General features: G+C 63.8%; 18 protein-coding genes. 15 read left to right on the top strand and 3 right to left on the bottom strand.

The window, feature by feature from the left end:
• Positions 1–64 precede the first annotated feature (64 nt).
• Together HDC96_RS05750 and HDC96_RS05745 are read right to left on the bottom strand one after the other, a co-directional pair.
• Positions 65–2,437, bottom strand: coding sequence for a 3-hydroxyacyl-CoA dehydrogenase/enoyl-CoA hydratase family protein (locus HDC96_RS05750; protein ID WP_179459129.1), 2,373 nt, complete (start codon positions 2,435–2,437; stop codon positions 65–67).
• Between the two features lie 43 nt (positions 2,438–2,480).
• A complete protein-coding gene (locus tag HDC96_RS05745) occupies positions 2,481–3,143 on the bottom strand; it encodes a TetR family transcriptional regulator (protein ID WP_179459128.1) in 663 nt (220 codons plus the stop codon).
• A gap of 320 nt (positions 3,144–3,463) precedes the next feature.
• On the opposite strand from HDC96_RS05745, the gene ndk reads away from it, so the two are divergent.
• The 7 genes from ndk to der are packed head-to-tail and all read left to right on the top strand — an operon-like array spanning position 3,464 to position 10,069.
• Positions 3,464–3,889, top strand: coding sequence for a nucleoside-diphosphate kinase (gene ndk, locus HDC96_RS05740; protein ID WP_008265389.1), 426 nt, complete (start codon positions 3,464–3,466; stop codon positions 3,887–3,889).
• A 10-nt stretch (positions 3,890–3,899) separates the two neighbouring features.
• Positions 3,900–5,105 (top strand): 23S rRNA (adenine(2503)-C(2))-methyltransferase RlmN, encoded by a 1,206-nt coding sequence (rlmN, locus tag HDC96_RS05735; RefSeq protein WP_179459127.1) that lies wholly within the window; start codon positions 3,900–3,902, stop codon positions 5,103–5,105.
• Positions 5,092–5,889 (top strand): type IV pilus biogenesis/stability protein PilW, encoded by a 798-nt coding sequence (pilW, locus tag HDC96_RS05730; RefSeq protein WP_179459126.1) that lies wholly within the window; start codon positions 5,092–5,094, stop codon positions 5,887–5,889. Before rlmN ends, pilW begins: the two co-directional genes overlap by 14 nt.
• 6 nt (positions 5,890–5,895) lie before the next feature.
• Entirely contained in the window at positions 5,896–6,759 is an 864-nt protein-coding gene (locus HDC96_RS05725) for a RodZ domain-containing protein (protein WP_179459125.1), read from the top strand.
• Between the two features lie 59 nt (positions 6,760–6,818).
• Positions 6,819–7,457 (top strand): tetratricopeptide repeat protein, encoded by a 639-nt coding sequence (locus HDC96_RS05720; RefSeq protein ID WP_179459124.1) that lies wholly within the window; start codon positions 6,819–6,821, stop codon positions 7,455–7,457.
• Positions 7,457–8,665: an outer membrane protein assembly factor BamB gene (gene bamB / locus HDC96_RS05715; protein WP_176989803.1), complete on the top strand. Its 1,209-nt coding sequence runs from the start codon at positions 7,457–7,459 to the stop codon at positions 8,663–8,665. The genes HDC96_RS05720 and bamB overlap by 1 nt, the downstream gene beginning before the upstream one ends.
• A gap of 12 nt (positions 8,666–8,677) precedes the next feature.
• Entirely contained in the window at positions 8,678–10,069 is a 1,392-nt protein-coding gene (gene der, locus HDC96_RS05710; protein WP_121042160.1) for a ribosome biogenesis GTPase Der, read from the top strand.
• A gap of 53 nt (positions 10,070–10,122) precedes the next feature.
• Here the strand turns inward: der and HDC96_RS05705 are convergent, their stop codons facing one another.
• On the bottom strand, positions 10,123–10,809 hold the full coding sequence (locus tag HDC96_RS05705) for a hypothetical protein (protein WP_179459123.1): 687 nt from the start codon (positions 10,807–10,809) through the stop codon (positions 10,123–10,125).
• Between the two features lie 293 nt (positions 10,810–11,102).
• Here HDC96_RS05705 and moeB point away from each other — a divergent pair, with 293 nt between their 5' ends.
• The 8 genes from moeB to HDC96_RS05665 all read left to right on the top strand — a co-directional run bounded on the left by moeB (position 11,103) and on the right by HDC96_RS05665 (position 21,867).
• Positions 11,103–12,239 carry a molybdopterin-synthase adenylyltransferase MoeB gene (gene moeB, locus HDC96_RS05700; protein ID WP_179459630.1) on the top strand — a complete coding sequence of 379 codons (1,137 nt, stop codon included), beginning with the start codon at positions 11,103–11,105 and terminating at the stop codon, positions 12,237–12,239.
• Positions 12,240–12,490: 251 nt separating this feature from the next.
• The gene (locus tag HDC96_RS05695) at positions 12,491–14,317 is read left to right on the top strand and encodes a monovalent cation:proton antiporter-2 (CPA2) family protein (RefSeq protein WP_179459122.1); all 1,827 of its coding nucleotides are present in this window, start codon (positions 12,491–12,493) and stop codon (positions 14,315–14,317) included.
• Positions 14,318–14,454: 137 nt separating this feature from the next.
• A complete protein-coding gene (gene folD / locus HDC96_RS05690; RefSeq protein WP_179459121.1) occupies positions 14,455–15,354 on the top strand; it encodes a bifunctional methylenetetrahydrofolate dehydrogenase/methenyltetrahydrofolate cyclohydrolase FolD in 900 nt (299 codons plus the stop codon).
• A gap of 229 nt (positions 15,355–15,583) precedes the next feature.
• A complete protein-coding gene (gene guaB / locus HDC96_RS05685; protein ID WP_123729717.1) occupies positions 15,584–17,041 on the top strand; it encodes an IMP dehydrogenase in 1,458 nt (485 codons plus the stop codon).
• A gap of 111 nt (positions 17,042–17,152) precedes the next feature.
• Entirely contained in the window at positions 17,153–18,718 is a 1,566-nt protein-coding gene (gene guaA / locus HDC96_RS05680; protein ID WP_179459120.1) for a glutamine-hydrolyzing GMP synthase, read from the top strand.
• A gap of 203 nt (positions 18,719–18,921) precedes the next feature.
• The gene (locus HDC96_RS05675) at positions 18,922–19,563 is read left to right on the top strand and encodes a hypothetical protein (RefSeq protein WP_179459119.1); all 642 of its coding nucleotides are present in this window, start codon (positions 18,922–18,924) and stop codon (positions 19,561–19,563) included.
• A gap of 282 nt (positions 19,564–19,845) precedes the next feature.
• Positions 19,846–20,838, top strand: a complete 993-nt coding sequence (locus HDC96_RS05670; protein WP_179459118.1) for a TIGR02391 family protein — start codon at positions 19,846–19,848, stop codon at positions 20,836–20,838.
• A gap of 51 nt (positions 20,839–20,889) precedes the next feature.
• A complete protein-coding gene (locus HDC96_RS05665; RefSeq protein WP_179459117.1) occupies positions 20,890–21,867 on the top strand; it encodes a PIN domain-containing protein in 978 nt (325 codons plus the stop codon).
• Positions 21,868–22,568: the final 701 nt, after the last annotated feature.

Here is a 22,568-nt window from a genome sequence, read left to right as displayed (position 1 = left end):
AGGTGTGCCGACCAACGGTCGGCACCTACCGGGCGCGGACGGGTCCGTCGCGCCCGGCGCGCCATCAATTACGCAGCGGCTTGCCGGTCTTGAGCATGTGCGCGATGCGGGCCTGGGTCTTTTCCTGCTGGGCCAGTTCGACGAAGTGCTTGCGCTCCAGCGTCAGCAGCCACTCTTCGTCCACCAGCGTGCCGCGATCCACTTCGCCGCCGCACAGCACGGTGGCGATGCGCACGGCGATCTCGTAGTCGTACGGGCTGATGAAGCGGCCTTCCAGCATGTTGACCAGCATCATCTTGAACGTGGCGATGCCGACGTCACCGGCGACCTGGATGCGGCGGGCCGGCATCGGCGGACGGTAGCCGCCTTCGGCCAGCGCCAGCACTTCGGCCTTGGCGATGTGCAGTGCTTCGAAGCTGTTGAACACGACCTTGTCGGTCGCGCGCATCAGGCCCAGTTCCTTGGCGTTGACCGCCGAGTTGGAGACCTTGGCCATCGCGACGGTTTCGAAGGTCTTCTTCAGCTCGGCGAACACGTCGCCGCCCGGACCGGCCGCGTGCGAGGCGCGCACGGCCAGCTCCTTCAGGCCACCACCGGCCGGCAGCAGGCCGACGCCGGCCTCGACCAGGCCGATGTAGCTTTCCAGCGCGGCCACGCTCTTGGCGCTGTGCATCTGGAACTCGCAGCCCCCGCCCAGGGCCAGGCCGCGCACGGCGGTCACCACCGGCACCAGCGAATACTTGATCGCCTGGCTGGTGCGCTGGAAGTTGTGCACCATCTCTTCGAACTGGTCGACCTTGCCGGCCTGCAGAAGGCCGAGCGCACCGGCCAGATCGGCACCGGCGGAGAAGGGCTCCTTCTGCTGCCAGATCACCAGGCCCTTGTAGTCCTGCTCGGCGCGCTTGATCGCTTCCTGCAGGCCATTGAGCACGTGGTCGGAAACGGTGTTCATCTTGGTCTTGAAGCTGACCACCGCGATGCCGTCGCCGTCGTGCCACATGCGCACGCCATCGTTCTCGAACACGGTTTCGCCCGGGCTGAAGCTCTCGCCCAGCAGCGGATCCGGGAAGCGCTGGCGCTGGTACACCGGCAGCGCCGAGCGCGGCAGCTTGGCGTTGCGCGACGGGCTGTAGCTGCCTTCGGCGGCGTGCACGCCGTCGCGGCCATCGAACACCCAATCCGGCAGCGGGGCGCTGCTCATGCTCTTGCCGGCGACGATGTCATCGGCGATCCACTGCGCAACCTGCTTCCAGCCGGCAGCCTGCCAGGTTTCGAACGGGCCCAGCGACCAGCCGTAGCCCCAGCGGATGGCCAGGTCGACGTCGCGCGCGGTCTCGGCGATGTCGGCCAGGTGGTAGGCGCTGTAATGGAACAGGTCGCGGAAGGTCGCCCACAGGAACTGCGCCTGCGGGTGCTGGCTCTCGCGCAGCTTGGCGAACTTCTCGGCCGGGTTCCTGATCTTCAGGATCTCGACCACTTCCGGGGCGGCGGTGCGATCGGCCGGTCGGTAGTCCTGCTTTTCCAGGTCCAGCACCACGATGTCCTTGCCGACCTTGCGGAAGATGCCGGCACCGGTCTTTTGGCCGAGCGCCCCCTTGGCGATCAGCGCGTCCAGCCACTTCGGCGACTTGAAGAATTCATGCCACGGATCATTGGGCAGGGTGTCGCCCATGGTCTTGATCACGTGCGCCATGGTGTCCAGGCCGACCACGTCGGAGGTGCGGTAGGTGGCCGACTTCGGGCGGCCGACCAGCGGGCCGGTCAGTCCATCGACTTCATCGAAGCCCAGGCCGAATTCCTGGGTGTGGTGGATGGTGGACAGGATCGAGAACACGCCGATGCGGTTGCCGATGAAGTTCGGGGTGTCCTTGGCGTACACCACGCCCTTGCCCAGGGTGGTGACCAGGAACGCTTCCAGGCCTTCCAGCACGGCGGCATCGGTGGTGGTGGCCGGGATCAGCTCGGCCAGGTGCATGTAACGCGGCGGGTTGAAGAAGTGCACGCCGCAGAAGCGGTGGCGCAGCTGCTCGGGCAGCACGTCGGCGAGCTTGTTGATGCCCAGGCCCGAGGTGTTGGAGGCGAGCACCGCGTGATCGGCCACGAACGGGGCGATCTTCTTGTACAGGTCCTGCTTCCAGTCCATGCGTTCAGCGATGGCTTCGATGATCAGGTCGCAGTCTTTCAGCTGCTCCAGGCCGGTCTCATAGTTGGCCGGCGTGATCGCCTCGGCGTAGGACTTGCTGGCGAGCGGGGCCGGGCTGAGCTTGCCCAGGTTGGCGATGGCCTTGAGCACGATGCCATCGGCCGGACCTTCCTTCGCGGGGAGGTCGAACAGCACCGTGTCGACGCCGGCGTTGGTCAGGTGGGCGGCGATCTGGGCGCCCATGACGCCGGCACCCAGCACGGCGGCACGGCGGACTAGCAGGGAATTGGACATGTCGATAAGCCTTTGTTGTCTGGAAGCCGGGCGTGGCCCGGCTCTACGGGGTGGAGAGGGTCGTGGCCGCAGGGGCGGTAGCCGCGCTGGCGCGGAATCCTGCGTCGGCGAAGTGAATCAGTTCCTGGGCGGCATGGGCACGATGCGCCGCTTCGGTGACACCGGCGGGTCGCTTGATCAGGCCGAAGTCGGCCATGGCATAGGTCAGCGAGCCGGCGAGGAAGTCCAGGCGCCAGTACAGCTCCTCCTTGCTCAGCCCCGGCACGCAGGCGGAGATCGCCTTGCCGAAGTCACGCAGGACGTGGCCGTAATGGTCGGAGAGGAACTTGCGCAGGTTGTCGTTCTTTTCCGCGTAGGCGCGGGCGATGACCCGCACGAACGCGCCGCCGGTCTGGCGGTCCTGGGCCATGGCCAGGGCCGGTTCGACGAAGGCGGCCAGCACCGGGCGCAGTTCACCGGGGTGTTCGCGACGGGCGGCGTCAAGCTGGGCCAGGCGCGCCGAGGTCATTTCATCCATCCGGCGGCGGAAGACCTCGTTGACCAGGTTTTCCTTGGAACCGAAGTGGTAGTTGACCGCGGCGATGTTCACATCGGCCTGGCTGGTGACCTGGCGCAGCGAGGTGCCCGCGAACCCATGCAGGGCGAACAGTTCCTCGGCGGCGCCGAGAATGCGGTCCTTGGTGGAGAAGTGGGCGGGTTTGGCCATGGGGCAGGGAAGTTCAATCAAACGATTGTTTGATATTAGACCCGTGGCTGCGCTGCCGCATTGTGCGGCGCAGCAGAGCGCGGCATCTGTTCATCCCCGCTCGAGGTAGTGCCGGCCGCTGGCCGGCACCCCTTCATTCCCTGAACGGGGCGCACAACCACCGCAGCCATGGCGTTGCCGGCCAGCGGCCGGCACTACCGTACCGCGGGCTTACACGTTAGAATTGGCGCACGTATATCAGGCTAAGCCCGCGTTTTGACGCGGGTTTTTTTCATGTTAACCTCGGGCCGATCAAGTGGCCCGCCCAACGGAGTATTCCCATGGCGCTGGAGCGCACCCTTTCCATCATCAAGCCGGACGCCGTCGCCAAGAACGTCATCGGTGAAATCTACGCCCGCTTTGAAAAGGCCGGCCTGAAGGTCGTCGCCGCCAAGTACAAGCAGCTGTCGCGCCGTGAAGCCGAAGGCTTCTATGCCGTGCACCGCGAGCGTCCGTTCTTCAACGCGCTGGTCGAGTTCATGATCTCCGGCCCGGTGATGATCCAGGCGCTGGAAGGCGAGAACGCCGTCCTGGCCCACCGCGATCTGCTGGGCGCCACCAACCCGAAGGAAGCCGCCGCCGGTACCATCCGCGCCGACTTCGCTGAATCCATCGATGCCAATGCCGCCCACGGCTCGGACTCGGTTGAGAATGCCGCGATCGAAATCGCCTACTTCTTCGCCGCGACTGAAGTCGTCTCGCGCTGAGAGTGATGCCGTGAACGAGGTCGTACAGCCCACCGCCATCCCATCCGTGCTCGTGTCGAGCCCGGCTGTGGCCAAGCAGAACCTGCTCGACCTCGATCGCGAGGGTCTGGAGCGCTTCTTCGCCGAGACACTCGGCGAAGCGCGCTACCGTGCCCATCAGGTGATGAAGTGGATCCACCATCACTACGTCACCGATTTCGATGAAATGACCGACCTCGGCAAGGCGCTGCGCGCCAAGCTCAAGCAGCATGCCGAGGTGCTGGTCCCCAACATCGTGTTCGACAAGCCCTCCGCCGATGGCACCCACAAGTGGCTGCTGGCCATGGGCACCGACGGCAAGAACGCGATCGAAGCGGTCTACATCCCGGACAAGAACCGCGGCACGCTGTGCGTGTCCTCGCAGGTCGGCTGCGCGCTGAACTGCACGTTCTGTTCGACCGCGACCCAGGGCTTCAACCGCAACCTCTCCACCGCCGAGATCATCGGCCAGGTGTGGGTGGCGGCGCGCCATCTGGGCAACATCCCGCACAAGCAGCGTCGTCTCACCAACGTGGTGATGATGGGCATGGGCGAGCCGTTGATGAATTTCGACAACGTCGTGCGCGCCATGAGCGTGATGCGCGACGATCTGGGCTACGGCCTGGCCAACAAGCGCGTGACGCTGTCCACCTCCGGCCTGGTGCCGCAGATCGACCGGCTGTCCGCCGAGAGCGACGTGTCGCTGGCGGTGTCGCTGCATGCGCCCAATGATGCCCTGCGCGAGACCCTGGTCCCGCTCAACAAGAAGTACCCGATCGTCGAGCTGATGGCCTCGTGCGCACGCTACCTGCGCGCCAACAAGCGCCGCGAATCGGTCACCTTCGAATACACCCTGATGAAGGGGATCAACGACCAGCCCGAGCACGCCCGCCAGCTGGCGCGGCTGATGCGCCAGTTCGACAACGCCGTGCAGGCCTCGAACGCGGGCAAGGTCAACCTGATTCCGTTCAATCCATTCCCGGGCACGCGCTATGAGCGTTCCGGCGAAACCGACATCCGCGCCTTCCAGAAGATTCTGCTCGATGCGAAGGTGCTGACGATGGTGCGGCGCACCCGTGGCGACGACATCGATGCCGCCTGTGGCCAGCTCAAGGGCCAGGTCATGGATCGCACGCGCCGCCAGGCCGAGTTCAACAAAACGCTGCAGGACGGGAAAGACCGGGATGCCGCTGCCTGATCGCCGATTGCCAGCCGTTGTTTTCATCGCGCTGGCATTGGCCGGCTGCGGCAAACAGGGCATCAAACCGCCGTCCGGTACCCTCGAGGTCGCGCCGACCTATGAGGCCCGCGACAACCCCGAGATCCGCAAGCGCGTGAACTACCAGGACCAGATGGTCCTGGCCGGCGAGTCGCTGCGTGCGGGCTCGCCGGAGGCGGCCGAGAAGCGGGTGCGGGCGGCGATGAAGATCGATGCGCGGCGTCCCGAGGCCTACATGCTGTTGGCGGCCATCGCCGCCCAGCGCGGCAACCAGGCCGAGGCGGGGCAGTTGTACGCCAAGGCCGCCGAGCTGGGCCCGGAGCGCGGCGATGTGCTCAACAATTATGGCGCGTGGCTATGTGCTCATGGCCGTCCGGCCGAGTCGCTGGTCTGGTTTGATCGGGCCCTCCAGGCGCCGGGCTATACGACGCCGGCCTCTGCCCTGGCCAATGCCGGTGGCTGTGCGCTGGATGCCGGGCAGCCCGAACGGGCGGTTCCGGACCTGCGCCGGGCGCTTGAGATCGATCCGGTCAATGCCTACGCGCTGGAGTCGATGGCCCGCAACGAGTTCGCCCAAGGGCGTTATTTCGAGGCCCGCGCCTTTTCGCAACGGCGTTTGACGGCTGCACCGGCCACACGTTCCGTGTTACAACTTGCGTCTCAAATCGAGGCGCGGCTTGGCGACAGCGTGGCATCCGGTCGCTATCTGCAGCGAATTCATGACGAATTTCCGCAGGATGCGGCACCTAATCCCCGGGGTTGAAGCACTGTGATTGATGACCAGACTGTGAACGCTTTTGATTCTGCGGCCGGTTGCGGAGCTCGTCTTCGCCAGGCCCGGGAAGCGGCCGGACTGACCCTGGAGGCCGTGGGGCAGCAGCTGCACATGCCGGTCCAGGTCGTGAAGTCCCTCGAAGACGAGCAGTGGCAGCGCCTCGGCGCGCCGGTCTTCGTCCGCGGCCAGCTGCGCAGCTACGCCCGTCTGCTCAAGGTGGACATCGGCGATATCCTCGAGCAGGCCCATATCGGGCCGATCGTGCCGCCGCAGCTGGTCAGCCATACCCATACCCCGCGGGCCCGGCGCATTGCCGAGAGCCTGGGGCGTCGCGTCCTGTATGTCGGCATCACCGCGGTTCTGGCCGTGCCGGTCTGGTTCGCCACCCGCGGCCATTTCGATGGCACGGCGAGCATCCCGAACACCGCCTCGCTGGATGTGATCCCGGCGGCGGTACCGGTGGCCGGGGGCGAGACCCCGGATCCGGCCGTACCTGTGGCGGTCGAGGCGGCCAAGCCGACGGCACCGGCCGCGCCGTACCTGGCATCGCTGACCCCGGTCCCGCGTCCGGCGTCCGCGCCGATGCCGCAGGCCGGCGCACTGAGCCTGCAGTTCAAAGGCGACAGCTGGGTGGATATCTCCGGGCCGGACGGCACCACCGTCGAGAAGGCCCTGATCAAGTCGGGCGAGACCCGCAGCTTCGCACCGGGCCAGGTGGCCCGCATGGTGCTGGGCAATGCATCGGCGGTCGAGGTTCAGCAGGCCGGCACTATCGTCGACCTTTCGCCGTACCAGCGAGCCAACGTGGCACGCTTTACGGTATCCTCTGACGGCTCCGTGGTCCCAGTTTCGCACTGAACCGCGTTTCCCCAATCCAATTCAAATAGCTCCTCCTCATGGGCGGGGCGAGAGTACGCATGGCGATCGACGACCTGCTCGACGAGCACGAACAAAGTGAACGCGTCCGCGGCTGGCTGCGGAAGAACGGTGTCAGCATCCTCGCTGGCGTAGCCATCGCGATCGGTGGCATCTGGGGCTGGAAAGAGTGGCAGACCCGGCACAGCAACAGCCTGGCCGGCGCCAATGTCCAGTACCAGATCGTCCTCAAGAGCCTGGAAGACAAGGATCTGGAGCAGGCCGCCAAGGGTGTGAAGGACCTGGAAAGCGGCAAGGCCAACATCTATGCCGATCTGGCTGCCCTGCAGCTGGCCAAGGCCCAGGTCGATGCCGGCAAGAACGAAGACGCGCTGGCGACCCTGCGCGCGATCAAGGCCGACCCCGAATTCAAGCCGGTGATCGAGCAGCGCGTCGCGCGCCTGCTGGTGGCCACCGGCAAGACCGAGGATGCGATCAACCAGCTCGGCACCGCGACCGACAGCGCCAGCCTGGAAATCCATGGCGATGCACTGATGGCGCAGGGCAAGCGTGATGCTGCCCGCGAGCAGTATGAGAAGGCGCTCAAGACGCTGGACGTGGCAGCGCCCCAGCGGCGCCTGCTGGAAACCAAGTTGACGGATGCCGGTGGCACCGTCACCGATCCTGCGGAGTCGGTGTAATGAATCAGATGGTCATGATCAAGCGCGTTGCCACGGTTGCCCTGTTGGGCATGGCCCTGACCGGCTGCAGCACGATGAAGGGCTGGTTCGCCGGCAAGGACGCGGCGGCCAAGAAGGCGCTGGAACCGGCTGAACTGGTCAAGTTCGATGCCACCGCCAAGGTCGACAAGATCTGGACGGCCAACGTCGGCAAGGGCGAGAAGCGCATCGGCGTCCGCCAGGGCCCGGTGGTCGCCGATGGCCGCGTCTACGCAGCCGCCATCTACGGTGGCGTGCATGCCATCGACCTGCAGACCGGCAAGAAGGTCTGGACCTACGAGCCGGCCAAGGAAAAGAAGAAGCCCAAGCTTCGTCTGTCCGGTGGCCCGGGCGTGGGTGACGGCCTGGTCGTCATCGGCACCCTGGACGGCGAAGTCATCGCGTTGAACGCGGCCGACGGCACCGAAAAGTGGCGTGCCAAGGTGCCGGGTGAAGTGATTTCCGCACCGGCCGTGGGCCAGGGCATGGTGTTCGTGCGCAGCAACGACGGTCGCGTGACCGGCCTGGATGCCGAAAACGGCACCCAGCGCTGGTTCAACCCGCGCGAGCTGCCGGCACTGACCGTGCGCGGCAACGCGCCGGTCGTCACCGGCCCGGGCGTGCTGTTCATCGGCAATGACGACGGCTCCGTCGCCGCGCTGGCCATGCAGGACGGCCGCACGCTGTGGGACCAGATGGTCGGCACCGGCGAAGGCCGTACCGAGCTGGACCGCATGGCCGATATCGACGGCGCGCCGGTGCTGGAAGGCAATACGCTGTTCGTGAGCAGTTTCAAGAGCCAGACCATGGCGATCGAGGGCCCGACCGGCCGTCCGCTGTGGGCCCGTGATCATGGTGGCGCCGGCGGCGTGGCCCTGACCTCGAGCACTGTGTTCGTCACCGACAACAAGGGCGGCGTGTTCGGCCTGGACAAGGCCAGCGGTTCGGCCATGTGGTCGCAGACGGGCCTGGCCCGTCGTTCGCTGACCGGTCCGGTCATCCATGGCGATTACGTTGTGGTCGGTGATTACAAGGGGTATCTGCACTGGTTGCGGACCGATAACGGTGAGTTCGCGGCGCGCGCCAAGAGTGGCGGCGACGCCCTCCTGGCCCAGCCGGTAGCCGCCGATGGGATTCTGCTGGTGCAGAACGTTGATGGAAAGCTGACCGCGTTCCGGTTGGCACAATAAGGAGTTACCGCGATGCTGCCCTTGGTCGCCCTGGTTGGACGGCCGAATGTCGGCAAGTCCACGCTGTTCAATGCGTTTACCCGTACGCGCGACGCGTTGGTCCATGACCAGCCCGGCGTGACCCGGGACCGTAATTACGGTGTTTGTCGTCTTGATGAGGACCACCCGTTCCTGGTGGTCGATACCGGTGGTATCGCCGGTGAAGAAGAAGGTCTGGCCGGCGCTACCGCCCGCCAGGCCCGCGCTGCCGCCGCCGAAGCGGACCTGATCCTGTTCGTGGTCGATGCCCGTGAGGGCCCGATGGACGACGAGATCCTGTCCTGGCTGCGCAGGCTGGCCCGTCCGACCCTGCTGTTGATCAACAAGATCGACGGTATGAACGAAGACACCGTGCGTTCGGAGTTCGCCCGTTACGGCTTCAGCGAAATGCTGACCGTCTCGGCCGCGCACCGCCAGGGCCTGGATGATCTGCTGGACGAGGTCGTGGAACGGTTGCCGGAAGAGGGCACCACCGAGACCCTGGACACCGATCCGAACCGCATTCGCATCGCCTTCGTCGGCCGCCCCAACGTGGGCAAGTCGACGCTGGTCAATCGTCTGCTCGGCGAAGAGCGCATGATCGCCTCCGAAGTGCCTGGTACCACCCGCGACTCGATCGCGGTGGACATGGAGCGCGACGGGCGTGAGTACCGCCTGATCGATACCGCCGGCCTGCGTCGCAAGGCGCGCGTCGAGGAAGTGGTCGAGAAGTTCAGCGTCATCAAGACCCTGCAGGCCATCGAGCAGTGCCAGGTCGCGGTGCTGATGCTGGATGCCTCCGAAGGTGTGACCGATCAGGACGCCAGCGTGCTCGGCGCGGTGCTCGATGCCGGCCGTGCGTTGGTGGTGGCGATCAACAAGTGGGATGGCCTGACCGATTACCAGCGCGAGCAGGCTGAAGCGCTGGTATCGCGCAAGCTCGGCTTCGTGCCGTGGGCGGAAGTGGTGCGCATCTCGGCCAAGCACGGCTCGGGCCTGCGTGAGCTGTTCCGCTGCATCCACGCCGCGCACGCCTCGGCGACGCACGAGTTCAGCACCAGCGAAGTCAACAAGGCGCTGGAAACGGCGTACGAGACCAACCCGCCGCCGGCGATCCGTGGTCACGTGTCCAAGCTGCGTTACGTGCATCCGGGCGGTTCCAATCCGCCGACCTTCATCGTCCACGGCACCCGTCTGAAAGACCTGCCGGAGTCGTACAAGCGCTACCTGGAGAACTTCTTCCGCAAGCGCTTCAAGCTGGTCGGCACGCCCGTGCAGTTCATCTTCCGCGAGGGTGTGAACCCGTACGAAGGCAAGAAGAACGTGCTCACCGAACGTCAGCTCAAGCGCAAGCGCCGCTTGATCAAGCACGTCAAGGGCAAGTGATCCAAAGAAGAGCCGGCGAAAGCCGGCTCTTCTGCATCCAGTTGCAGCGCATTTCAAGCGTTGGCTGTACAGCTGTAGGTGTACTCAACTTCCTTGGTCTTGATGCCGCTTGCATCTGTCAGCCACGCGACGCGGGCAACATACGGAGTGATGAAATCCTCGGTAATCCCGTTTGACGGATGACGCTGGGCACGCCAATCGTTGTACTGATAGTTGAAATACAGCCCATGTCCACCCGCCAGCGCAACCTTCGGAGGAGCAACGTTCGTTCTGGAGCCTTGTCGCTGGCGCGGTTCAATCGGGGGCAGTGGATCCGGCCGTAGCTGGTGGATGTCGTGGCCGGCAAACTGGAACTCCGCGCCATCCACGGCGACGACTCCGCGCAGCAGATCCAGCGCCACAAGCGCCAGACGGTGTTGCTGGTCCTCCAGTTCCGCGCCCGTATGGGAGGGAACCGCCCGCCCGCCCAGGTCTATGATCACGGTGCGGCGCTCTGGAACGAGCCGCGTCCGGATGTTGAATCCCGTTTGACCCTCGATGAGTGCCAGGTTTTCGGCAGCTTCCGAAAGCGCCTTGTCGAGCATCTTTTCGATGCGCACGCGCTCGGGACGGCCGATGTTTTCAATGGGCGTTCCATTGGCATGGGTGATGGGCGCCGATGAAGCCATGGCCGGCGTGCTTGGCAGTACCGCTAGCGTAGCGAAAATGAATGGCATTCTTGATAGATAGATGATGCGCATGGCAATCCTTGGCATTGGTCATCGGGGGCTTATCGAGGCGCGGACAGGCTATATCCGGGATTGTCTTCAAATTGCGTGCTCGGTCACGCTTATTTGCAATTCACTGGTTTCCCTACACGCACGTGAATCGCCCCAACTTTCCAGGGCGGAGCAGCTTCCTTACTTTTATACGCCGCGCGCATCGACACCCACGCTGCCAGCTCGCCAGGAGCCAAGCGCCACGTGCTGGCCGGCGGCTGTACATGGAAGAGGGCCGGGCACCGGCCTACACCCTCGTGCGCGATAATGTCGGCATGGACATCCCGCAGCTATCTCCCGCCGAGGCCCGCCAGCGCATTGCTCACGGCGCCCTGCTGATCGACGTGCGTGAAGCGCATGAACGTGCCACCGGTATGGCCGAAGGCGCGCTCGGCATTGCCAGGGGCGATCTCCAGGCCGAGCCGAGCACGCACCTGCCGGGACTCGATCGTGAGGCCGTCCTGATCTGCCAGAGCGGCAGGCGTTCGATGGACGCCGCGGTTTTCCTGTCGAACCTGGGCTACACGCATATCGCGTCCGTGCAGGGCGGTACCACCGCATGGCGTGCCGAGGGACTGCCTTTGGTGCAGCCGATCCAGAGCGACGCCGAGCGCGACTTCAACGAGCGCTACTCGCGGCATCTGCTGCTGCCGCAGGTGGGTGTCGAGGGCCAGAAGACGCTGCTGACCTCGCGCGTGCTGGTGCTTGGCGCGGGCGGCCTGGGTGCACCGGCCAGTTTCTACCTGGCCGCGGCCGGGGTAGGGCACCTGCGCATCGCCGATGACGACGTGGTCGACCGCAGCAACCTCCATCGGCAGATCATCCATACCGATGCCAGCGTCGGCGAGCCCAAGGTGCTCTCCGCGCGCACACGCCTGCTTGCCCTCAATCCCTCGCTGGACGTGGAGGCTGTGCAGGCGCGGGTCACTTCGGCCAACATCGATGCACTGCTCGAAGGTGTCGACGTGGTGCTGGACGGCTCGGACAACTTCCCGCTGCGCTACCTGCTCAACGATGCCTGCCTCCAGCACGGCATCCCGCTGGTGTACGGGGCGGTGGAGCGCTTCACCGGCCAGGTCAGCGTCTTCGATGCCGGACGTCAGCGCGGCACCGCGCCCTGTTACCGCTGCCTGTTTCCCGAGCCGCCGCCCCCGGCGTTCGCGCCCAACTGTGCCGAGGCCGGTGTCCTCGGCGTGCTGCCCGGCATGGTCGGGCTGCTCCAGGCCACCGAAGTCCTCAAGCTGCTGCTCGGTATCGGTGAGCCACTGATCGGCCGGCTGCTGAGCTTCGATGCGCTGGGCATGCGCTTCCGCGAGACACGCCTGCGCCCGGATCCGGCCTGCCCGCTGTGTGCGCCCGGGCGCGCCTTCCCGGGCTACATCGATTACGCGGCGTTCTGTAGCGGCGCGTAGATCCACGCCATGCGTGGATGCTGTTCGCCGGGACGCTATGCGTGGATCCCGTCGGCGAGGGGGCGCCGGGTGAGCGCAGCCACGCGTGGCGTGGCTCTATCGGTGAGTTTGGTGGTGATGTTGGGACGATGCGGCATCCGGATTGAATATCGTTCTGAATTCAGCACGATAAAACGCATCATCCGCGCTATTGCCCTTCACCGCTTTGCCCTATCGTTGACCCATCTTGTGCAGTCCGGGGAAACAACCGCATGGCGGTGGAAGCAGGTGCCAGTGAACTGGTGAAAGTGGTCGCCCTGCTGGGTGCGGCAGTGGTGATGGTGCCGCTGTTCCGCCGGCTCGGCTTGGGCTCGGTGCTGGGCTATTTCGCCGCAGGCCTGGCGATCGGCCCGTTCGGGTTCGGCTGGTTCTCCGATCCGCAGGCGATCCTGCATACCGCCGAGCTCGGCGTGGTGATGTTCCTGTTCGTGATCGGGCTGGAGATGCGGCCCTCGCACCTGTGGAGCCTGCGCAACGAGATCTTCGGCCTGGGCACGCTGCAGATCGTGGTCTGCGGCACCGTGCTGACCGGCGTGTGCATGCTGCTCGGCTTCCCCTTGCCGGTGGCCTTCATCGGCGCCGCCGGTTTCGTGCTCACCTCCACCGCAGTGGTGATGCAGCTGCTCGCCGAACGCGGCGACATCGCGCTGCCGACCGGCCAGAAGATCGTCTCGATCCTGCTGTTCGAAGATCTGCTGATCGTGCCGTTGCTGGCTGTCGTGGCGTTCATGGCGCCCGTGCACAGCGATGCCGGCGAGAGTTCGCGCTGGGTCACCGTCGGCATCGCGGCGGGTGCGATCGTCGGATTGGTGCTGGTCGGCCGCTTCCTGCTCAATCCGCTGTTCCGCATCCTGGCCGCCGCCAAGGCGCGCGAAGTGATGACGGCCGCTGCATTGCTGGTCGTGCTCGGCGCCGCGCTGCTGATGCAGCTGGGCGGATTGTCGATGGCGATGGGCGCGTTCCTCGCCGGCGTGCTGCTCAGCGAATCCACCTTCCGCCATCAGATCGAAGCGGACATCGAGCCGTTCCGCGGCATCCTGCTCGGCCTGTTCTTCCTCAGCGTCGGCATGGCGCTGGACCTCACCGTCGTCGCCAACAACTGGCCGCTGATCGTCTCGGGCGTGTTCGCGCTGATGCTGGCCAAGGCGGTGTGCATCTACGTGGTCGCGCGCATCCTCGGCAGTGATCATCGACAGGCGCTGGATCGCGGCGTGGTGATGGCACAGGGCGGCGAGTTCGCGTTCGTGCTGTTCTCCGCCGCGGCCGTGGCCGGTGTGATCGATGTGCAGGTCAACGCCAATCTGACCGCGATCGTCGTGCTCTCGATGGCACTGACGCCGCTGTTCGTGCTGCTGCACGACAAGCTGATGCCAGACCGCGAAGTCTCGCTCGATGGCGTCGAAGAAGCCGACGGTTTGTCCGGCAGCGTGCTGCTGATCGGCTTTGGTCGCTTCGGCCAGGTGGCGAGTCAGTCGCTGCTGGCGCGCGATGTGGATGTGACCATCATCGACAACGACGTGGACATGATCCACAACGCCGAGCGCTTCGGGTTCAAGATCTACTACGGCGACGGTACCCGCCTGGATGTACTGCATGCGTCTGGCGCGGGGTCGGCGCGTGCGATCGCGGTCTGCGTCAACAGCGACCAGGATGCCGATCGCATCGTCGAGCTGGTCACCCACGAGTTCCCGCAGGCCAAGCTGCTGGTGCGCTCGTTCGATCGCGAACATTCGCTGCGCCTGATCCATGCCGGGGTGGACTTCCAGATCCGCGAGACCTTCGAGTCGGCCCTGCAGTTCGGCCAGGCCGCGCTGATGGAGCTGGGTGCCGATCCGGACGATGCGCGCGAGATCGCCGAGCAGATCCGCGAACGGGATGCGGAACGCTTCGAGCTGGAGATGGCCGGCGGAGACCTGCGCGCCGGCGCGCACATGGTGTTCGGCACTGCGCTGCCCGGCGTGCCCACGCCGACGCCGTTCACCGCGCCCAAGCGCAAGGCGCGCACGCTCAACGCCGACGAGGTGCCCGAAGAAGAATGAGGGTGGTAGTGCCGGCCGCTGGCCGGCACCCAGGTGGGCCCATTCCACGTGCCGGCCATCGGCCGGCACTACCGGTGGGCGGGGCGGGCCGAATCGGGGACAATAGACGGCCGTCGCCCCCACGCCTGCCGCCCTCGATGAGCTCACCGACTTCCGACACCGCTTCTTCCGCCCGCATTCTCGACGGCCGCCGCATCGCCGAAGACCTGCTGGACAGCCTCAAGGTCCGGGTCGATGCCCGCCTGGCTGCCGGTGGCAGCCGTCCGGGCCTGGCCGTGGTGCTGGTCGGTGGCGACCCGGCTTCGACCGTGTACGTGCGCAACAAGCGCCGTGCGGCCGAAAAAGTGGGCATCGAAGCCTTTGATTACGATCTGCCGGCCGGCACCACCGAGGCCGAGCTGCTGACCCTGATCGACCAGCTCAACGCCGATCCGAAGATCCACGGCATCCTGGTCCAGCTGCCGCTGCCGGGCATTCCGGACGCCAACCGCCTGATCCACCGGATCGACCCGCGCAAGGACGTGGACGGCTTCCACCCGGAAAACGTCGGCCACCTGGCCCTGCGCGAGTTCGGCCTGCGCCCGTGCACCCCGCGCGGCATCGTGACCCTGCTGGGTCACACCGACCAGCCGGTCCGCGGCCGCAACGCGACCATCGTCGGCGTCAGCAACCATGTCGGCCGCCCGATGGGGCTGGAGCTGCTGATCGCCGGCTGCACCGTCACCAGCTGCCACAAGTTCACCCCCAAGGACGTGCTGGAGCAGTCGGTGCGCAACGCCGACATCCTGGTGGTCGCCGTGGGCCGCCCGGGCATCGTCCCGGGTGAATGGGTGAAGCCGGGTGCCGTGGTCATCGACGTGGGCATCAACCGCCTGGACGATGGACGCCTGGTCGGCGATGTCGGCTTCGAGGCCGCCGCCCAGCGTGCCAGCTGGATCACCCCGGTCCCGGGTGGGGTAGGGCCGATGACCGTGGCCACGTTGATGCAGAACACCATCGAGGCGGCGGAGGGGTACGCGTCCACGCATTCGCGCTGACGCTCCCAAGGTTTGCTGCGCAAACCTTGGGTCCCCACTTACCAGCACCCACGCCCCCGCCGCTTCGCGGCCGCCCCCGAACTTCGGGGGCTCTCCCCCTGCCGGGCCCGCGGGCCGCCCATGGCTGAACCGCAGAGCCGGGTACGCGACACAGCGTCGCATCCGCCCCCTGCCAAAGACGCCCGAATCAGGGTAAAATGTCGCGCTTCCCCACATCTCGGGTATGCCGATGCTGCGCATCCAGGCTGAAGCTCTCACCTACGACGACGTCTCCCTCGTCCCCGCTCATTCCATCATCCTGCCCAAGGATGTCAGTCTGGAAACGCGCCTGACGCGCGACCTGCGGCTGAAGCTTCCGATCCTCTCGGCTGCCATGGATACCGTCACCGAAGCCCGCCTGGCCATCGCCATGGCCCAGCTCGGCGGCATGGGCATCATCCACAAGAATCTGAGCGTCGAGCAGCAGGCTGCCGAAGTCGCCAAGGTCAAGAAGTTCGAGGCCGGCGTCATCCGCGACCCGATCACCGTCGGCCCGGAAACCACCATCCGCGACGTGCTGGCCCTGACCCAGGCGCGCAACATCTCCGGCGTGCCGGTCGTGGACGGCGGCGGCCAGCTGGTCGGCATCGTCACCCACCGTGACATGCGCTTCGAGACCGAGCTGGACGATCCGGTCCGCCACATCATGACCAAGAAGGATCGCCTGATCACGGTCAAGGAAGGCGCGGCCTCCGATGAAGTGCTGCAGCTGCTGCATCGCAACCGCATCGAGAAGATCCTGGTCGTCAACGATGAGTTCGCCCTGCGCGGCCTGATCACCGTCAAGGACATCCAGAAGAACACCGACTACCCGAACGCCGCCAAGGACACCGCCACCCGCCTGCTGGTCGGCGCGGCCGTCGGCGTCGGTGGTGATACCGACCGCCGGGTCGAGGCGCTGGTCGCCGCCGGGGTGGACGTGCTGGTGGTCGACACCGCGCACGGCCACTCGCAGGGCGTGCTGGACCGCGTCAGCTGGGTCAAGAAGCACTTCCCGCAGGTGCAGGTCGTCGGTGGCAACATCTGTACCGGTGAAGCCGCACTGGCGCTGCTGGACAGCGGCGCGGACGCGGTCAAGGTCGGCATCGGCCCTGGCTCCATCTGCACCACGCGCGTCGTCGCCGGTGTCGGCGTGCCGCAGATCACCGCGATCGACCTGGTCGCCGAGGCGCTGCAGGACCGCATCCCGCTGATCGCGGATGGTGGCATCCGTTACTCCGGCGACATCGGCAAGGCGCTCGCCGCCGGTGCCTCCACCATCATGATCGGTGGCCTGCTGGCCGGTACCGAGGAATCGCCCGGCGAGACCGAGCTGTTCCAGGGCCGCTCCTACAAGAGCTACCGCGGCATGGGCTCGCTGGCCGCGATGGAGAAGGGGTCCAAGGACCGCTACTTCCAGGACGCCTCCAGCGCCGACAAGCTGGTGCCCGAAGGCATCGAAGGCCGCGTGCCGTATCGCGGCCCGGTCGGCGGCATCATCCACCAGCTGATGGGCGGCCTGCGCGCCACCATGGGTTACGTGGGCTGCGGCACCGTCGAAGACATGCGCAGCAAGCCGAAGTTCGTCAAGATCAGTGGCGCCGGCCAACGTGAGAGCCACGTCCACGACGTGCAGATCACCAAAGAGCCGCCGAACTACCGCGCCTGACGCGGCATGAGCAAAGAGGAACGAGGAAGCTGATTCCCGTTCCTCTTTCTCTATCCGCCGCCGGTAACGAATCTGTGTTCCCCGTATTCACTCCTGCATTGCCCGGGCACCATGACCAACATCCATAACGACAAGATCCTCATCCTCGATTTCGGCGCCCAGTACACCCAGCTGATCGCGCGCCGCATCCGCGAGCTCGGCGTGTACTGCGAGATCTGGGCATGGGACCACAACCCGGCCGACATCGCCGCGTTCGGCGCCAAGGGCATCATCCTGTCCGGTGGCCCGGAATCGACCACGCTGCCGGGCGCGCCCGCCGCGCCGCAGGAAGTGTTCGACAGCGGCCTGCCGATCTTCGGCATCTGCTACGGCATGCAGACCCTGGCCGCGCAGCTTGGTGGTGCCACCGAAGCGGCCGACCAGCGTGAGTTCGGCCATGCCGAAGTCAACGTCGTCGCTCCGGATGCGCTGTTCAAGGGCCTGAGCGACCACGGCGGCGAGCCGAAGTTGAACGTCTGGATGAGCCACGGCGACCACGTCTCCGTCGCACCCCCGGGCTTCACGGTCACCGCCGTGACCGATCGCATCCCGGTGGCCGCGATGGCCAACGAAGAAAAGCGCTGGTACGGCGTGCAGTTCCACCCGGAAGTGACCCACACGCTGCAGGGCCAGGCGCTGCTGCGCCGCTTCGTGGTGGACGTGTGCGGCTGCGAGACCCTGTGGACCGCCGCCAACATCATCGACGACCAGATCGCCCGCGTGCGCGAACTGGTGGGCGATGACGAAGTGATCCTGGGCCTGTCCGGCGGCGTCGATTCGTCCGTCGTGGCCGCGCTGCTGCACAAGGCGATCGGCGACAAGCTGACCTGCGTATTCGTCGATACCGGCCTGCTGCGCTGGCAGGAGGGCGACCAGGTGATGGCGATGTTCGCCGAGCACATGGGCGTCAAGGTGATCCGCGTCAATGCCGCCGACCGCTACTTCGCCAAGCTCGAAGGCGTCAGCGACCCGGAAGCCAAGCGCAAGATCATCGGCAACCTGTTCGTGGACATCTTCGATGAAGAATCCACCAAGCTGAAGAACGCCAAGTGGCTGGCGCAGGGCACCATCTACCCCGACGTGATCGAGTCGGCCGGCAGCAAGACCGGCAAGGCCCACGTGATCAAGAGCCACCACAACGTTGGCGGCCTGCCCGAGCACATGAAGCTGGGCCTGGTCGAGCCGCTGCGTGAGCTGTTCAAGGACGAAGTGCGTCGCCTCGGCGTCGAGCTCGGCCTGCCGCGCAGCATGGTCTACCGACATCCGTTCCCGGGCCCGGGTCTGGGCGTGCGCATCCTCGGCGAAGTGAAGCGCGAATACGCCGAACTGCTGGCCAAGGCCGATGCGATCTTCATTGATGAGCTGCGCAAGGCTGACCTCTACGACAAGACCAGCCAGGCGTTTGCCGTGTTCCTGCCGGTGAAGTCGGTGGGCGTGGTGGGTGATGCGCGTGCGTATGAGTGGGTGATTGCGCTGCGCGCGGTGGAAACCATCGATTTCATGACGGCGCATTGGGCGCATCTGCCGTATGAGTTCCTGGGCACGGTGAGCAACCGGATCATCAATGAGTTGCGGGGGGTGTCGCGGGTTGTCTATGACATCTCGGGGAAGCCGCCGGCGACTATTGAGTGGGAATGAGTTGAATGACGAGGGCGCCGCGAGGCGCCCTTGTTGTTTGTGTTGTCCGCTAGCGCTAGCCCGGTGCTACGCTGGCTTGTTAGCCGGACCCAGCCGCCCTAATATCGAGCTGTATCCGGGGGGAGCCACCATACGGTGCTTTGTGGATACTTAGTTTAACCGGACCCACGGGTCCGACTAATAGGTAGTTGGGGCGCACACCAATGGTCACTCGGTCCATGAATGAAGTCCGTAGTGAGTACATCTCCTCGATGGGACAAGAGCTTGGGGCCAGCTTCTATGAGCTGTACCGAAAGCTCGTAGAACTTCACGTTCTTTGGCAACAGTACCGCCAGCTTTTCGGCGGCGACCCCGACACGGTCCACCTGCTTAACCGGACCTCTGGCCTGTTCTTCAAAATCGTTCAAGACGAGCTGTGGGACAGTGTTCTATTGGGTGTCTCTCGGATGACGGACCCGCCGACGACAGGGAAGAAGAAGAATCTTACGATCCAGTCTCTGCCTCCGCTAATCTCCAATACAGAGCTGCAGGGCGAGGTGCAGAATCTCTGTGATAAGGCATTAGTTGCAGCGGAGTTCGCCCGCGAGCATCGAAACAAGCGCATCGCTCATCAGGATCATGACTACCTCAGAAGTCGCAATTCCGATCCTCTTAGCGGCATTAGTAGGACATTGGTAGAGGAGATGCTCGCTGTGCTAAGAGCCGTCTTGAATCGCTTGGATCTGCATTTTAGAGACAGCACGGTCATGTATGAAGATTTCGTGGACGAGAGTGGAGCAAGCCTCCTGGTCCATAAACTGAGAAAGCTGGAGCGACTTCAAGGCGTGGCCACAAGTGCGCCCTGACAGTTTATTCAAGGCGACGCGGCGTCGCGGCGCGGCTTAATTAGGGTGTTAATCAATGTCCGCTTCTGGCCGGGAGCGGACATTGACACAGCGGCCTTGGAAGGCTCTCATCGACATTTGGTGAGGGCTGGTTCTTTAGCCCGAAGCTGGCATCTAGGGGCGTGCCCCAAGTTCCTAACGCTTGGGCGGCAATCAGACAGGGCCAACGGTCTGGTGTGGCTCTGCTTTGGATGAATCGTATACTCGGACCACGAGTCCGACTAAGTAGATTGGGGGGGGGGCATGGAGATTTCTGAAAACCACGACGATTATCAATACAACTGGGTGATGTTTGATCGGGGAACCATCCTTTTCGTACTTCGCGCTATCGATTTTTATCTCACTCTCTTGGGCGATGAAGAGGTCGAGTTGTCGTCGGACCCAGATCTCGCCGCATTAATCACCGACGAGACTCGCCGTGAGCTTGGGCTTCAGCGTGACAAGGAAAGAACGCAACGGATCAAGACATGGCTCGAGGAGAAGCTTGCAGAAAGGGACGACTCATGGGATGTGAGCCTTTCGCCATCCCATTGGCTTGTGAGATTCATGAAGTCCGTTGGTCTACTCTACCTCGCCAAGCTAAGGCGGAGTCGAAACGCATTGGCTGCTCGAACGAATGTCACCTCGTCTACCCTCGCCTCTGTAGATCGAGAGATCAGCTCCAAAGAAGAGATGTTTCACTTCTCTGGAGTATTCAAGAACGCGTCGCCGTTGGAGCTTCTTGCCACCTACGGGAGTGATCCTGTGGCAGCGGACTCTCAACCCCAGCCGCAGAGCGAGTCACTTCTAAATACGGCGCGTCCGCGACCCGTATTGGTTGGCTCAATCGAGATCTTAGATCATGAGTTACGCACTCGCTGCCTCGACCTGTTCAATCAATTCCAAGAGAACGGGCAGAGCGATAGGAACGACACCGTCGTGTCCGAAGCGACACGGATTCTCGAGAATCGCCTAAGAATCGTTACGTCGTGTGATGAGGGGAAGAGCGCAAAGCAGCTAATAACGCAAGCTTTCAATCTTGATAACCCAATCCTAACCGTGAGCAACGTCCGTGCTGAGCAAGAGGCTGCTCAATTGCTGTTCCTAGGGACATTCGGGTTCATTCGAAATCAGGTCCAGCACAAGCTTCTTGGCGAAATGCCCGCTGAGAGGGTGCTTCAAATCCTTGGCTGGATTGATTACCTCTTGTCTGTAATATCCAAGTCCATAAATCCAGGCCATCCTTCTAGCGATTAATTTGAGGCACGCCCGCTTAGCGGTCCCAATCAGTTCAGGTGCTACACATCCATGCATGTCTTTATCGACACAAATATTCTTCTCAACTTCTTTCACTTCACTAAGGAGGAGATCGACGCCTTGAGTAATATTTTTGCATCGCATGAACACGGCGCAGCGACGGTGCATCTCACTGAGCAGGTCTGCAACGAGTTTTCCCGCAATCGGGAGAACAAGATCAAGGATGCCCTCAAGAAATTCAAGGACGTAAAGTTCGCAGCACAGCTTCCTGCTTTTATGAAGCAGTACGAGGAGTATGAGCAGATCAGACAGAAAAGCATGGAGCTGCAGGAGCTAGCGAAGTCAATTTCGAATAAGGTGGACTCGGATGTACTTGAAAGTGGTCTACTGACGGATGCGCTGATCAAAGAAATTTTCGCGAAGAGCAACCCCATTCCCACTACGCCAGAGTTGTTCGCCAAAGCCCAGATGCGGAGCGCGTTGGGCAATCCTCCGGGAAAGAACGGGTCTATGGGAGATGCCGTCAACTGGATTGCCTTGCTCGGCGCGGTGCCGGGCGGCCAGAATCTTCATGTAATAAGCGAAGATGGTGACTACTATTCAACTCTTGATGAAACCCGACCTCATCCATTTTTGGCGAAAGAATGGAGCGATACGATGCATGGAAAGCTCCTTGTCTATAGGACATTGTCGTCATTCCTCAAGGAGCACTTTGACGGTGTTGCGTTTTCGTACGACAAGGATAAAGAGGCACTGATCGATAGCTTGGCAGAGTCTGGATCCTTTGCTGTCACGCACAACCTCATTGCGAAACTGGAACAGTTTGGCTATTTCTCTTTGAAAGAGGTCCAGCGGATTCTCGCGGCGGCAGTTGCTAACAACCAGTTTGGGTGGATCGCTAGCGATGATGATGTTTTCACTTTTCTCAGGCGAGTGGCCGTTCCTCGTATAGGCGCGCTCACCGATCCCGAACAAATAGAACTTCTTCAGGGAATGCTTGGCGCAAAGGCTGCGCAGAAGGATGGGTAATGACTAGGTGAATGCGGCACTGCTTGGCCGCAGAGCCGACTAGCGCCTTGGATCGTGTCCGCTTCTGGCCGGAAGCGGACAACGATATTGCTCCGCAATTGTCTACAGAAGCCTGGGCGATTCAATCGCGCATTCGACCAGGCGGCTTTGGTTCAGTTCTTGAGTACCCCTGGGGCGAGGGCCACCATCAGCGTGTCGGTCAACTCCATAAGCAATCAGTGCGGATGGGAGGTGACCCTGCCGTCCACGAGCCCTGCCACGCCTGACCTTCGTCAGGACGCGGTACGTCTGGCCGCCGCTCTTGAAGTTTTGAGAGACATCAACTCCGCGCCCGATAGCGAACTTAGCCAAGCCATCTGCCTGCTATTTCAGTTCCGGCCCCGCGAACTATCAACACAGGTCAGAGGGTATCGGCGGCTGATGACCTTCCGACCCGCGATGGACTCCTGCCAGTCCCTGACGAAGTGAGAGGCGTGGTCGCTGAGTGCGCCCGTCGGAACAGGTTGCTAGATCGTTCTTGATCCGATGTGTCAAGTGTGGCCTGCAAGCCATTTTTCCGACTCAGGTCGCAGAACGTGATGAAACACAAGGTTATGTAGGAATAATCCTACCTGCATACTGGTCGCCCGTGCTTAAACTGGGATCGCAAAGCCTGTCCACGTCCATCGCCAACCGGCGTGAACCGACACGATTGCAAGAGG

Source organism: Stenotrophomonas sp. JAI102, from assembly GCF_013409105.1.
In the GTDB taxonomy this organism is placed as follows: domain Bacteria; phylum Pseudomonadota; class Gammaproteobacteria; order Xanthomonadales; family Xanthomonadaceae; genus Stenotrophomonas; species Stenotrophomonas maltophilia_AA.
This window is presented reverse-complemented; position numbering and strand designations above follow the sequence as displayed.

Bases quoted from the DNA above. Each gene is read 5' to 3' on its own strand.
- HDC96_RS05750 (WP_179459129.1), bottom strand. From the start codon at position 2,437: ATGTCCAATTCCCTGCTAGTCCGCCGTGCCGCCGTGCTGGGTGCCGGC.
- HDC96_RS05745 (WP_179459128.1), bottom strand. From the start codon at position 3,143: ATGGCCAAACCCGCCCACTTCTCCACCAAGGACCGCATTCTCGGCGCC.
- ndk (WP_008265389.1), top strand. From the start codon at position 3,464: ATGGCGCTGGAGCGCACCCTTTCCATCATCAAGCCGGACGCCGTCGCC.
- pilW (WP_179459126.1), top strand. From the start codon at position 5,092: ATGCCGCTGCCTGATCGCCGATTGCCAGCCGTTGTTTTCATCGCGCTG.
- HDC96_RS05720 (WP_179459124.1), top strand. From the start codon at position 6,819: ATGGCGATCGACGACCTGCTCGACGAGCACGAACAAAGTGAACGCGTC.
- bamB (WP_176989803.1), top strand. From the start codon at position 7,457: ATGAATCAGATGGTCATGATCAAGCGCGTTGCCACGGTTGCCCTGTTG.
- der (WP_121042160.1), top strand. From the start codon at position 8,678: ATGCTGCCCTTGGTCGCCCTGGTTGGACGGCCGAATGTCGGCAAGTCC.
- HDC96_RS05705 (WP_179459123.1), bottom strand. From the start codon at position 10,809: ATGCGCATCATCTATCTATCAAGAATGCCATTCATTTTCGCTACGCTA.
- moeB (WP_179459630.1), top strand. From the start codon at position 11,103: ATGGACATCCCGCAGCTATCTCCCGCCGAGGCCCGCCAGCGCATTGCT.
- HDC96_RS05695 (WP_179459122.1), top strand. From the start codon at position 12,491: ATGGCGGTGGAAGCAGGTGCCAGTGAACTGGTGAAAGTGGTCGCCCTG.
- folD (WP_179459121.1), top strand. From the start codon at position 14,455: ATGAGCTCACCGACTTCCGACACCGCTTCTTCCGCCCGCATTCTCGAC.
- guaB (WP_123729717.1), top strand. From the start codon at position 15,584: ATGCTGCGCATCCAGGCTGAAGCTCTCACCTACGACGACGTCTCCCTC.
- guaA (WP_179459120.1), top strand. From the start codon at position 17,153: ATGACCAACATCCATAACGACAAGATCCTCATCCTCGATTTCGGCGCC.
- HDC96_RS05675 (WP_179459119.1), top strand. From the start codon at position 18,922: ATGGTCACTCGGTCCATGAATGAAGTCCGTAGTGAGTACATCTCCTCG.
- HDC96_RS05670 (WP_179459118.1), top strand. From the start codon at position 19,846: ATGGAGATTTCTGAAAACCACGACGATTATCAATACAACTGGGTGATG.
- HDC96_RS05665 (WP_179459117.1), top strand. From the start codon at position 20,890: ATGCATGTCTTTATCGACACAAATATTCTTCTCAACTTCTTTCACTTC.